General features: G+C 60.5%; 12 protein-coding genes. 6 read left to right on the forward strand and 6 right to left on the reverse strand.

Annotation, left to right across the window (positions count from 1 at the left end):
* The first annotated feature begins 82 nt into the window (after window positions 1-82).
* Both AAEZ09_RS10440 and AAEZ09_RS10445 read left to right on the forward strand, forming a co-directional pair.
* Window positions 83-862, forward strand: coding sequence for an IclR family transcriptional regulator (locus AAEZ09_RS10440; RefSeq protein WP_045062050.1), 780 nt, complete (start codon window positions 83-85; stop codon window positions 860-862).
* Between the two features lie 141 nt (window positions 863-1,003).
* Window positions 1,004-1,888, forward strand: coding sequence for a DMT family transporter (locus AAEZ09_RS10445; protein ID WP_045062049.1), 885 nt, complete (start codon window positions 1,004-1,006; stop codon window positions 1,886-1,888).
* A gap of 42 nt (window positions 1,889-1,930) precedes the next feature.
* Here the strand turns inward: AAEZ09_RS10445 and AAEZ09_RS10450 are convergent, their stop codons facing one another.
* On the reverse strand, window positions 1,931-3,232 hold the full coding sequence (locus AAEZ09_RS10450; protein ID WP_236695888.1) for an MFS transporter: 1,302 nt from the start codon (window positions 3,230-3,232) through the stop codon (window positions 1,931-1,933).
* 418 nt (window positions 3,233-3,650) lie between these two features.
* On the opposite strand from AAEZ09_RS10450, the gene quiC reads away from it, so the two are divergent.
* Complete coding sequence (quiC, locus tag AAEZ09_RS10455) at window positions 3,651-5,552, forward strand: 3-dehydroshikimate dehydratase QuiC (protein WP_350599442.1); 1,902 nt, start codon at window positions 3,651-3,653, stop codon at window positions 5,550-5,552.
* 101 nt (window positions 5,553-5,653) lie between these two features.
* Window positions 5,654-6,331, forward strand: coding sequence for a TetR/AcrR family transcriptional regulator (locus AAEZ09_RS10460; RefSeq protein WP_045062046.1), 678 nt, complete (start codon window positions 5,654-5,656; stop codon window positions 6,329-6,331).
* Window positions 6,332-6,380: 49 nt separating this feature from the next.
* On the opposite strand, the gene AAEZ09_RS10465 is transcribed toward AAEZ09_RS10460, so the two are convergent.
* The 5 genes from AAEZ09_RS10465 to AAEZ09_RS10485 all read right to left on the reverse strand — a co-directional run bounded on the left by AAEZ09_RS10465 (window position 6,381) and on the right by AAEZ09_RS10485 (window position 11,215).
* Window positions 6,381-7,235, reverse strand: coding sequence for a shikimate dehydrogenase (locus AAEZ09_RS10465; RefSeq protein ID WP_205893063.1), 855 nt, complete (start codon window positions 7,233-7,235; stop codon window positions 6,381-6,383).
* 5 nt (window positions 7,236-7,240) lie between these two features.
* Complete coding sequence (gene aroQ, locus AAEZ09_RS10470) at window positions 7,241-7,681, reverse strand: type II 3-dehydroquinate dehydratase (protein WP_045062044.1); 441 nt, start codon at window positions 7,679-7,681, stop codon at window positions 7,241-7,243.
* Between the two features lie 133 nt (window positions 7,682-7,814).
* A complete protein-coding gene (locus AAEZ09_RS10475) occupies window positions 7,815-8,726 on the reverse strand; it encodes a LysR family transcriptional regulator (RefSeq protein ID WP_350599444.1) in 912 nt (303 codons plus the stop codon).
* A 117-nt stretch (window positions 8,727-8,843) separates the two neighbouring features.
* Window positions 8,844-9,923: a tRNA (uridine(54)-C5)-methyltransferase TrmA gene (gene trmA / locus AAEZ09_RS10480; protein ID WP_350599446.1), complete on the reverse strand. Its 1,080-nt coding sequence runs from the start codon at window positions 9,921-9,923 to the stop codon at window positions 8,844-8,846.
* Window positions 9,920-11,215, reverse strand: coding sequence for an NCS2 family permease (locus tag AAEZ09_RS10485; protein WP_045062040.1), 1,296 nt, complete (start codon window positions 11,213-11,215; stop codon window positions 9,920-9,922). Before AAEZ09_RS10485 ends, trmA begins: the two co-directional genes overlap by 4 nt.
* 222 nt (window positions 11,216-11,437) lie before the next feature.
* Here AAEZ09_RS10485 and AAEZ09_RS10490 point away from each other — a divergent pair, with 222 nt between their 5' ends.
* Both AAEZ09_RS10490 and AAEZ09_RS10495 read left to right on the forward strand, forming a co-directional pair.
* The gene (locus AAEZ09_RS10490; RefSeq protein WP_205893066.1) at window positions 11,438-11,884 is read left to right on the forward strand and encodes a DUF4879 domain-containing protein; all 447 of its coding nucleotides are present in this window, start codon (window positions 11,438-11,440) and stop codon (window positions 11,882-11,884) included.
* 66 nt (window positions 11,885-11,950) lie between these two features.
* Window positions 11,951-12,502, forward strand: a complete 552-nt coding sequence (locus AAEZ09_RS10495; RefSeq protein ID WP_205893067.1) for a DJ-1 family glyoxalase III — start codon at window positions 11,951-11,953, stop codon at window positions 12,500-12,502.
* The last annotated feature ends 56 nt before the right edge of the window (window positions 12,503-12,558 follow it).

Genomic DNA, 12,558 nt, shown 5'->3' on the forward strand with positions numbered 1-12,558 from the left:
GCTCCGGGCAGAACCGGTTCCAGATTTCGCATTCGCAGCATTGTCTTTTAGAATCGATAAAACCTTTCTCGTGGAACCTCTCATGGCCGGCAGTCAGATCGAACGCGTTTTCAGCGTGCTGGAAACCCTTACCGGTGAACCCAAGGGCGTACCGATGCAGGTATTGGCCGAACAGCTGGGAATTCCCAAGAGTGCCACCCACCGTTTGCTGACCGAGCTGATCCGCCTGGGTTATGTGCGGCAGAATCCGGATAACCTGCGCTATCACTTATCGACCAGGCTGGTCGCCATGGGCTTTCGCTACCTGTCTCGCAGCGGCGGCGATATCGTCCAGCCGGTACTCGATCGACTGGCCGAGGAAACGGGCGAACTGGTTCGCCTGGGTGTGATCTCGGGGGAGCGACTGACCTGGATCGCCAAATCCCAGGGCGCTCGTTCCGGCTTGCGTTATGACCCCGACATGGGGCGCGATGCCCCACTGTTCTATACCGCCTCGGGGCATGCGTGGCTGGCGAGCCTGTCCGATGCCGAAGCCCTGGCGCTGGTCGAGCGCCAGGGCGGCGACACATTGCCAGCACCCGGGCCGAACGCGCCGCGTTCGAACATTGAACTGCTGGAGCGTCTGCGCCAGGGACGCGAACAGGGTTATGCCTGGGTAGAGGAGAGTTCGGGGGTGGGGACCTCGGCCATTGCCGCAGTGGTGCGCCATCCGCTGGATGCGCGGGTGATAGGCGTGCTGAGTCTTGCCGGCCCCAGCGCTCGGTTGCCAGGTGCGCGGTTGCACGATCTGGCGCCGCTGCTGTTGCAGTTCACCGAAGAGCTGTCGGCGGCCAGCCAGGCGTCGGAGTTTTTCAACGGTTGATTGTTCCAGGCGAGCGCAATGGCCGTAATGGAAAAACTGTACGCTGTTCGCACGCTTTCTCGGCCTGTTAGTTTGAAAAAATGGAACAAGGTTCTAGAATATTGATCCATTGGCTTGTTATTCCTTTCAGAGAGTATCGCCTTGACGTCACGTATCAGCACTCCGCTCTCCGGCGTCAACCAACCCTTCAAGGGCATCTTGCTGATCGTTGTCGCGACCTTCCTGTTTTCCAGTCACGACGCGTTGTCAAAATACCTGTCGGGTTTCTATCCAATCGTCATGGTGGTGTGGGCCCGTTATATGGTGCACACCTTGTTGATGGCGGGGATCTTCCTGCCGCAGTCGGGCTTGCGCGTGCTGCGTACCAAACGCCCGCTGCTGCAGCTGGTCAGGGCCTTGTGCCTGCTCGGCACCAGTCTGTTTTTTACCACCGGCCTGCAGTACATCCCCCTGGCGGAAGCTACGGCAGTCAACTTTCTGGCCCCGGTGCTGGTCACGGCACTGTCGGTACCACTGCTGCGCGAGCACGTGACCCGCGGCCAGTGGATCGCGGTGATCTGCGGATTCATCGGCGTGTTGATCATCGTTCACCCGGGTGGTGAGCTGTTCACGCCGGCGGTGCTGCTGCCCTTGTGCTCGGCGCTGTTTTTCTGTTTTTACCAGTTGTTGACCCGCAAGCTCAGCGAGATCGACAGCCCGACCACCAGCAACTTCTTCGCCGGTTTGTGTAACACCCTGGTGATGAGCGCGCTGGTACCGTTTTTCTGGCAGGTACCGACCCTGGGTCATGGGTTGCTCATGGTGGCGCTGGGGGCTTGCGGGATGACCGCGCACTTGTTCCTGACCCAGGCATTCCGCTACGCGGCCCCGGCGTTGCTGGCGCCTTTCGGTTATTGCCAGATCGTCTTTGCCGGGTTGCTGGGCTGGCTGCTGTTCTCCCACACACCGACCCTGACCACGATCATCGGGATTGCGGTGATCTGTTGCAGCGGGTTGGCAGCGGTGTGGCAACAGAGTCGCCGCTAGAGAGCGTGGGCAGGCCTGGAATCAGGCCTGCCGCGGGAGATTTCAGTCGATAACGGAAGGGATCTTGCGCGGCGCCATGAAGTACATCCAGATCAGCGCGATGAAGTACATCGCCGGAATCATGGTGAACAGTACGGTGTAGTTGTTGTTGGTGATGGTCAGGATATGGCCGACCAGCTGGGTCATGAACATCCCGCCAATCGCGGCGCACATGCCGCCGAAACCGAACACGGTACTCATCATGTGCTTGGGCGTGTAGTCCATCACCAGGCTCCAGATATTCGCCGTCCAGGCCTGGTGCGCGCCGATGGCCAGCGAGATCGCGGCTACGGCAACCCACAAACTGCTGGAACCTGCCGCCATGACCACGCCGACGATGCAGCAGGCAAACAGGAACATGGACATCAGTCGCGCCTTGATCGGATTGATCCCGCGGCCAATCAGGAACGAAGACAGGATCCCGCCGCCGACGCTGCCGAAGTCAGCCGTCACATAGATGATGATCAGCGGGATGCCCATCTGGGTCACGTTGATCCCCAGGTTGTATTGCTGGTTAAGGAACGGTGGCAGCCAGTACAGGTAGAACCAGAACACCGGCGCGGTCATCGAGTAAGCGAGGGCGAAGGCCCACGTGCCGCGCATGCGCAGGATTTTCGAGAAGGGCACGCGGGTTTGTTCCGGCTCGACCTCCTGCTGGATGTAGTCCAGTTCCGATTGTCTGACGCCTGGATGATCTTCCGGGTTGAAGTACTTCAAACCCCAGAACAACAACCAGATCCCGCCCAGTGCCGACATGCACAGGAATGCGGCCTGCCAGCCCCACACGTGCAGAATCAGCGGCAGCAGCATCGGGGTGAACATCGCGCCGACGTTGGTCCCGGCATTGAAGATCCCGGTGGCCACGGCGCGTTCGCCGGCGGGAAACCACAGCCGGGTGGTCTTGACGCAGGCCGGATAGTTGGCGGCTTCGGTTAGCCCGAGGATGAACCTGCAGACCATGAAGCCGACCGCCGAAGTGGCCAGGCCATGCGCGCCGGTCGCCAGGCTCCACAACAGGACGGCGCAGAAGAACACCCGTTTTACGCCGACCCGATCAATCAACCGGCCCTGCAGGACAAAGCCGATGGCGTAGCCGACCTGGAACCAGAAGTTGATGTTGGCGTAATCCATCGCCGTCCAGCTCATCTCCTTGGCCAGGATCGGCTGCATGACGCCCAGTGCGGCGCGGTCGATATAGTTCAGCGTTGTAGCGAAAAACACCAGTGCCAGCATGCCCCAGCGGGTCTTGCCGACTGCCATGGCGCCTCGAACCTTGTCGCCAATGCCACCGGTGGCAGGAATCATGGAGGAACGCTCCACGGAAGAGCTTTGAGAAGGAGTCATTTAAGCCACCGATTATTTTTATGTGGTGTTTTGAATCTATGTTCATCGGGCCGACCTGTGACCGCACCCAATGTGGAGTCGATGTTGGGCAGTGGACGAAAAATCGTCAATTCGCCAAGCGGCATTTTGTTCGATAATCGCACATAAAACTAACCGGATAGTACACTTTGAATTGCTGTGCGAGACTGCCAGCCTAATAATTCCCCTCAACAGAAATATACGGTCTCCCTGTAGGAGCTGCCGAGTGAAACGAGGCTGCGATCTTTTGAATTTGTTTTGATCGCCAGATCAAAAGATCGCAGCCTCGTTTCACTCGACAGCTCCTACGCTGGGAGCATGCAATACCCCCAATAAGATCTCCACCACCGGGAGTCGAAAGATGCAGCGTTCCATTGCCACCGTGTCCTTGAGCGGTACCCTGCCGGAAAAACTCGAAGCCATTGCCGCCGCCGGCTTTGACGGGGTGGAGATTTTCGAGAACGACCTTCTCTACTACGACGGCAGTCCGCGGGAAATTAAACAGATGTGTGCCGATCTCGGCATCGCCATCACACTGTTCCAGCCTTTTCGCGACTTCGAAGGATGCCGCCGCGACCGCCTGCCGCGCAACCTGGAGCGGGCCGAGCGCAAGTTCGACCTGATGCAGGAACTGGGTACCGACCTGGTGCTGGTGTGCAGCAACGCCTCGGCCGACTCCCTGGGTGATGAACAGATTCTGGTCGACGACTTGCGCCTGCTGGCCGAGCGCGCAGGTGCCCGAGGCCTGCGCATCGGCTACGAAGCGCTCGCCTGGGGACGGCACGTCAACACCTGGCAGCAGGTCTGGAACATTGTGCGTCAGGCCGATCATCCGAGTCTCGGCGTGCTGCTTGACAGCTTCCACACCCTGTCACTCAAGGGTGATCCTGCGGCGATCGCGCAGATTCCCGGCGACAAGATCTTCTTTGTGCAGATGGCCGACGCGCCGATCCTGGCCATGGATGTGCTGGAATGGAGCCGGCACTTCCGTTGCTTCCCAGGCCAGGGTGAATTCGATCTTCCCGGCTTCCTCGCACCGATCATCAAGAGCGGTTACACCGGGCCAATTTCGCTGGAAATTTTCAACGACGGCTTCCGCGCCGCGCCACCTCGGGCCAACGCCGCCGATGGCCTGCGCTCGCTGCTGTATCTTGAAGAGAAAACCCGCGAGCGCCTCTCGCAGGAGGCCAAGCCGGTGGCCAGCCCTGAAATTTTGTTCGAAACGCCCAAGGCCAGCGAGTACAACGGCATCGAATTTCTCGAATTCGCCGTGGACGAAAGCCTTGGCGCCAAGCTTTCCCATTGGCTGGAGCGGCTGGGCTTCGTCAAGGCCGGGCAGCATCGCTCCAAGAGCGTGAGCCTGTTGCGTCAAGGCGACATCAACCTGATCCTCAACTCCGAGCCTTACTCCTTCGCCCACAGTTTTTTCGAAGCCCACGGCCCTTCGCTGTGCGCCACCGCCGTGCGGGTAAAAGACAGCGGCAGTGCCCTGGCTCGCGCGGTCGCCTACAAGGGCCAGCCCTATCGTGGGCTGGTAGGCCCCAACGAACTTGAACTGGCCGCAGTGCGCGCGCCGGATGGCAGCCTGATCTATCTGGTCGACCAGCATGCCGACGTCTATGGCACCGACTTCAACCTGCAACCGGTCGCCCAGGCGAGCGGCGGGCTCAAGCGTATCGACCATATGGCCATGGCGCTGCCGGCTGACAGCCTCGACAGCTGGGTGCTGTTCTACAAGAGCCTGCTGGATTTTGAAGCGGACGACGAAGTGGTGCTGCCCGATCCTTATGGCCTGGTGAAAAGCCGGGCATTGCGCAGCCGCGACAGCTCGATCCGTCTGCCGCTCAATATCTCCGAGAACCGCAACACCGCGATCTCCCACGCTTTGTCGAGTTATCGCGGTTCCGGTGTGCATCACATCGCGTTTGACTGCGATGATATTTTTGCTGAGGTCAGTCGTGCGAAAGAGGCCGGGGTGCCGCTGCTGGATATTCCGCTCAACTATTACGATGACCTGGCTGCGCGCTTCGATTTCGACGACGAATTCCTCAGCGAACTGGCGTACTTCAACGTGCTGTACGACCGTGATGCCCAGGGTGGCGAGCTGTTTCACGTGTACACCGAGCCGTTTGAAGGGCGATTTTTCTTCGAGATCATCCAGCGCAAGAACGGCTATGCCGGATACGGCGCGGCCAACGTCGCCGTGCGTTTGGCTGCCATGGCCAAGTCGCGCAGCGGGGCCGTGCGTCAGGCAAAGTTGTAGGAAATTGGTAAGCCCCAGTGCAAACCCATGCCGTGCGGCTTCCTTCGCCGTGCGGCGCGGCCCATAATCGCCGCCTGTGCAGTGATGGCCGTGAGCCCGCGATGACAATAACTTCAGAACTCTCCGCAGCGCCTGACAAATCCCTTGCCGAGCCGCGCAAGAGCCGAAAGAACAACCCGGAAAAGACCCGCGAGAACATTCTTCAAGAGGCCATTGTCGAGTTCGTGCAGCAGGGGCTTTCCGGTGCGCGAGTCGATGCGATCGCCGAGCGCATCCACACCTCCAAGCGCATGATCTATTACTACTTCGGGAGTAAGGAACAGCTCTACGTCGAGGTGCTGGAAAAGTTGTACGGCGACATCCGCAGCACTGAAAACCGCCTGCACCTGACCGAACTGCCCCCGGTGGAAGCGATCCGGCGCCTGGTGGAGTTCACGTTCGACCACCATGACCGCAACGTCGATTTCGTGCGCATCGTGAGCATCGAGAACATTCACAACGCCGAATACGTGAAGCGCTCCGATGCGATCAAGACCATGAACAACACGGTGCTCGATTCACTGGGCGTCATTCTGCGCCGTGGTGCCGAGGAGGGGGTGTTCCGTGCGGGTCTCGACCCGCTGGACGTGCATCTGCTGATGAGTTCGTTCTGCTTCTACCGAGTGTCGAACCGCCATACTTTCGGCGAGATTTTCCAGATCGACCTGCCGGATGAAGGCATCAAGCAGCGCCATCGGGAAATGATCTGCGAGTCGGTCCTGCGCTACCTCAAGGCATGAACCCAGGATCGCAGCCTCTGCCGAACGCTGCGATCTGTTCTTCCTGTGTCTATCCGACCATCCCCTGGAAATGCGCCAGCATCCGCTGCGCATCGGGCGCCACGCCACTGAACAGCTCAAACGCCTTCACCGCCTGAAACACCGCCATGTTGCCGCCGTCCAGGGTCCGGCATCCCAGGGCGCGGGCCTGGCGCAGCAGTTCAGTCTCCAGCGGGAAGTATACGATCTCCGCCACCCACAATTCCCGGCGCAGCAATTCCACCGGCACCGGCGTGCCCGGCAGTTTTTTCATGCCCATGGGCGTGGTGTTCACCAGGCCGTCGGCCACGGCGAGGGCGCCAGGTAAATCTTGCCCGGCAACTGCGCGGCCAGCACCGAAATGCTGGTTGAGATTATCTGCCAGCGCTTGGGCGCGACGGATCTCCACATCAAAAATGCTCAGCAGCTGTGCGCCTTCGCTCAGCAGCGCGTGGGCCACCGCCGCACCGGCTCCGCCAGCACCCATCTGCACCACGCGTGCCACGCCAACGTCCGGCAAGCCGCGGCGAAAACCTTCGGCAAATCCCAGGCAGTCGGTGTTGTGGCCGATGCGTTTACCTTCCTTCAGCACCACTGTGTTTACCGCGCCAATTCCCCGGGCTTCCGGCGACAGTTCGTCGAGCAGGGGAATGATGGTTTGCTTGCAGGGGAAGGTGATGTTCAGCCCCGTGAAGTTCATGCGCTCGGCGGCCAGCAGCAAGTCGGGCAGGGCGCCGCTGTCGAGTTGCAACTGGTCGAGATCGATCAGGCGATAGAGGTAGCGCAAGCCCTGGGCATCGCCCTCCTGTTCGTGCAGCGCCGGGGTGCGCGACGCCTGGATGCCAGCGCCGATCAGGCCGGCCAGTACCACGTTATGCGGGTCCATGGTGCTCACCCTTTCAACTGCTGGCGAAAGTGCTCCAGTGCCAGGCGATAACCATGGCTGCCGAAACCGGCCATCACCGCCATGGCCACCGCAGAGACGAACGAGTGGTGACGAAAGGGTTCACGGGCATGAACGTTGGACAGATGAACCTCGATCACTGGCAATTCACTGGCTACCAGGGCATCACGGATCGCGACCGAGGTATGGGTCCAGGCTGCCGGATTGATCACGATGCCTGCGCAGCGCCCGCGGGCGGCGTGAATCCAGTCCAGCAGTTCACCTTCATGATTGGTCTGGCGGAATTCCACTCGCAGTCCGAATTCTTCTGCGGCGCGACCGCACAGCGCGGAAATGTCTGCCAGGGTCTCATGGCCATAGGTGGCCGGTTCGCGGGTGCCGAGCAGATTCAGGTTTGGGCCGTTAAGCACCAGGACGATAGGGTCCATGGGTATCTCCACTTATTATTGTTGGCGTTGGCCGATGGTCTCAGCCTGTGGAGATAAAATGTACTAGATGGTTAATTTGGTCAATTGACGAGGTGCGCCCGTTAGCATTTGTGTGCGGTGATCGGACGACTTTTCATCGCGGCAGCTGCTCCACCAGGAAATCGATGAACGCCCGCAGCCGCAGTGGTACATGGCGGCTCTGGGGATAGAGCAGGGTAAACGGCCTTGAACGTCCACCGAAGGGTTTGAGCACTTCCACCAGCGAGCCGTCGGCCAACTCCTTTTCAACGATAAAGCGATAAGTCTGAAACAACCCCGCGCCGTGTTTTGCCAGGGTCACGCCGCCCAGCACGTCGTCGGAGCAACTGAGATTGCCTTGGGCCAGAAGCTCGACAGGCGTGCCACCGTCATTGAACAACCAGGCAATGCGCCGGCCGCTGCTGGGTAATTCGTACTGAATGCATTCGTGCCGTGACAGGTCGTCCAGGGTCTGCGGCACGCCCGCCTGCTTGAGGTAGTCGGGGCTGGCAATCATCACCAGGGCGGCATCTTCAAGTGGTCGGGCGATCAGGCCGGAGTCCGGGATGGCCCGCACGCGAATCGCCATGTCATAACCTTCTCCTACGAAATCGATATTGCGGTTACTGATGTGCACTTGCACCTTCACATCGGGAAAGCGCGCTCTGAAGGCTGGCAGTAACGGCAGGATGCGGTGATGGCCATACGTGGTGGGAATGCTGATGCGCAACGTGCCTGAAGGTTGCTGCTGCTGGCCCATGACCTCGCGCTGCGCCTCAACAAGCTGTGCCAGCGCCTGGCGACATTCTTCGTAGTAGCGCCGGCCGCTGTCGGTGAGCTTGACGCTACGAGTGGTACGCGCGAACAACCGCACCCCAAGGCGCTCTTCCATGCGCGACACCGAGCGACTCACCGCCGCCGGCGTCACCCCCGCCACCAGCGCCGCCGCGGTAAAACTGCCAGCCTCGGCAGCCAGGCAAAACAGCTCAATGCTGCCCAACTGGAGATCGTCAAAGAGTCGCTGCATGGTTAATTACACCGTGGATCAAGTGAAGCTGATTCTGTACCGATCATGCTGGGGGGTGAAAGGACTGGCACAAAAAAGCCGTCACAATGACGGCTTGTTTGATGTTGGCTGTTGAACTCAGCGCCGGGTCAGCATGACGCCGGATTCCATGTGATGGGTCCATGGGAACTGGTCGAACATTGCGCAACGGGTGATGCGGTGCGTGTCGTGCAACTGGGCGATGTTGGCTGCCAGGGTTTCCGGGTTGCAGGAAATGTACAGAATGTTGTCGAAACGCCGAGTCAGTTCGCAGGTGTCCGGGTCCATGCCGGCGCGCGGCGGGTCGACGAAGACACTGCCAAATTCGTAACTCTTGAGGTCGATGCCTTGCAGGCGACGGAATGGCCGCACTTCGTTCAAGGCTTCGGTCAGTTCTTCGGCAGACAGGCGCACCAGGGTGACGTTATCCACCGCGTTTTCGCTGAGATTGCTCAGTGCCGCATTGACTGAAGACTTGCTGATTTCGGTCGCCAGTGCCTTGCGCACGCGGGTCGCGAGGGGCAGGGTGAAGTTGCCGTTGCCGCAATACAGTTCGAGCAAATCGTCCGGGCGATCGCCCAGGGATTCATACGCCCAGTTGAGCATCTTCTGGTTCACGGTGCCGTTGGGCTGGGTGAATGCGCCTTCGGGCTGGCGGTAGCTGAAGGTGCGACCGCCCACTTCGAGCTTCTCCACCACGTAATCGCGACCAATGACTTCGCGCTTACCCTTTGAGCGGCCAATCACACTGACATTCAGGTCGGCTGCCAATTTCGACGCGGCGGCGTGCCAGTGCTCGTCCAGCGGACGGTGATAACACAGAGTGATCATCGCGTCGCCGGCCAGGGTGGTCAAAAACTCCACCTGGAACAACTTGTTACTCAAGGGCGCGCTGGCTTGCCAGGCGGCTTTAAGTTGCGGCATCAGTTGATTGATGCGCAGGCTGGCGATCGGAAAGGCTTCGATCAGGATCGGCGTGCGTTTGTCTTCCGGGGAAAACATGGCGTAATGACGTTCGCCGGCTTCGCGCCACAAGCGAAACTCGGCACGCAGCCGGAAGTTCTGCAGCGGCGAGTCGAACACGGTCGGTTCAGGTGCATCGAACGGGGCCAGCAGGTCACGCAGGCGTGTGACCTTGTCTTCGAGCTGAGCAGCGTAGGCCTGGGAATCAAAAGTCATGCGTTGAACCAACCCAACTTGATCACGAACAGAATCGACAGAATCACCAGCGCCGGATTGAGCTCACGGGCGCGGCCGGACAGCAACTTGATCGCGGTCCAGGAGATGAAACCGAAGGCGATGCCGTTGGCGATGGAATAAGTGAACGGCATGGCCAGGGTGGTCACCACGACCGGTGCCGCTACGGTGATGTCGTCCCAGTCTATTTCGGCCAGGCCGGATGTCATCAGCACTGCGACGAACAGCAGTGCCGGAGCGGTTGCGAACGCCGGAACGCTGGCGGCCAGTGGCGAGAAGAACAGCGCCAGCAGGAACAGGATCGCCACCACCACGGCCGTCAGGCCAGTACGGCCACCAGCACTCACACCGGCTGCGGATTCGATGTAGCTGGTGGTCGTCGAGGTGCCCAGCAGCGAACCGGCCATGGCCGCGGTGCTGTCGGCGATGAGCGCACGGCCCATCTTCGGCATGTGGCCGTCTTTGCCCATCAGGCCGGCGCGCTTGGCGACGCCGATCAGGGTGCCGGAGTTGTCGAACAGATCGACGAACAGGAAGGCGAAAATAACGCTGACCAGACCGATGTCCAGTGCGCCCTTGATATCCAGTTGCAGGAAGGTTGGCGCCAGGGATGGCGGCATCGACATCACGCCACCAAAGGGCGTGAACCCCAAGGCGATGGAGGCGATGGTGACCACCAGGATGCCGATCAGCACCGCGCCACGGATTTTCAGGGCTTCGAGGGCAACGATCAGGGCAAAGCCCAGGGTCGCGAGAATCGGTGCCGGCTGCTTCAGGTCGCCAAGGCCGACCATGGTCGCCGGGTTACTGACCACGATGCCGGCGTTATGCAGGGCAATCAACGCCAGGAACAGGCCGATGCCGGCGGCAATGGCTGAACGCAGTGGCAACGGGATGCTGTTGATGATCCATTCGCGGATGCGGAAGATCGACAGCAGGAAGAACAGCACCGCCGAGATGAATACCGCGCCCAACGCCACTTGCCAGGTGTGGCCCATGTGCAGCACGACGGTATAGGTGAAGAAGGCATTCAGGCCCATGCCCGGTGCCAGCGCGATCGGGTAGTTGGCGATCAGGCCCATCACGGTGGAGCCGATGGCTGCGGCCAGGCAGGTCGCGACGAACACCGCGCCCTTGTCCATGCCGGTCTCGCCGAGAATGCTCGGGTTGACGAACAGGATGTAGGCCATGGCCAGGAAGGTCGTGATGCCCGCAAGAATCTCGGTCCGCACGTTAGTGTTGTGTGCCTTGAGTTGAAACAGCCTTTCCAGCATGTCTGCTCCCCGTGGCGCGCCGGGCGCCGTGAATGTATCGACCTCAACAGCAAAGCACAGACCGTGAAAGGGGCCCGTTAATTTTCTGTGGGTCGGAAAAAGCCGCGCATCATACCAGCAGTGTGGGGCTGTGGCTGCTTATGGCTGCGATCGTCGTCGATGTTTTGCGTTCAGGCCAAGTGCGCCATACTGCGCGCCGGCATTCGGGACAATGGGACTTGCATGAACAGGCGTCTGGCGGGGGTATTCGCGATGGTCATCGCCTCTTTGGCGGGGGGGCAGGCGGTGTGGGCTGCTTCGGCGCCGGCGCTGAGCCAGGTCAAGGTGGTCAAGGTCGAGTCGCCGGCCTGTGGCTTTGAAGACATTGCACCCGGCCAGGAACAGACCCGCTGTAATCACAGCGGGCCGAGCATCAAGGTGTATGTGCTGGAAGTCGGCTACGGACGCGCGGCGCGGGTCGGTCTGGACGGGTTTGATCTCAACGGTACCCGTACGCCGGTCTGCGCCTTTGATAACGGCAACCTGACAGAATGCACCGTCGGCAGGAAAACCGTAGGCTACCTCTACGTCTTCGATCTGGCGGGCAAGCAGGAGGGAACGTTCACCTTTAGCAACACCTCAATCAACGCGCCGGGCAATACCCTGGCGACGCAGCTTTACATCAAGTAACCGCCCGCCCAGACAGCAGGCGCGAAAGCTGACTACGCTCTAAAGATCTTTCAGTGGATGTCGCCCATGACCTTTAGAACCCTGATTACCCTCGCCGAGGGCATCGATGATCTGCAAGCAGTGACGTTGGTCGATGTGCTGCGCCGCGCCAAGGTGGAAGTGGTGGTGGCCAGTATCGAGGGCCGGCGCATGCTGACCTGTGCCCGTGGTACCCGCTTGACCGCCGATGCCATGCTGGTGGATTTGCTCGCGCAGCCCTTCGACCTCATCGCACTGCCCGGCGGCGCGGTGGGCGCGCAGCATCTGGCGGCCCATCAGCCCCTGCAACAACTGATCAAGGATCAGGCGGCCGCCGGTCGCCTGTTCGCCGCTATTGCCGAGTCTCCGGCGCTGGCGCTGCAAAATGCGGGGGTGTTGCGACAGCGCCGTATGACCTGCCTGCCCTCAGCCAGCCATCAATTGTCGGGCTGCAATTTTGTCGATCAGCCGGTGGTGGTCGACGGTAACTGCATCACCGCCCAAGGGTCGGGCGCGGCGCTGGCATTTGCCCTGGCCCTGGTGGAGCAGCTCTGTGGCAAGGCCATACGCACGGCGGTGGCGGCAGAATTGCTGGTTTGACACCGCAGATCAATCCCCTTGAACGCTGTTCGCCACGCGAAGTCGTACCCCTTATG

Origin of the sequence: Pseudomonas sp. 65/3-MNA-CIBAN-0223 (assembly GCF_040310425.1) — a bacterium.
GTDB classification, from domain to species: Bacteria; Pseudomonadota; Gammaproteobacteria; order Pseudomonadales; family Pseudomonadaceae; genus Aquipseudomonas; species Aquipseudomonas gregormendelii.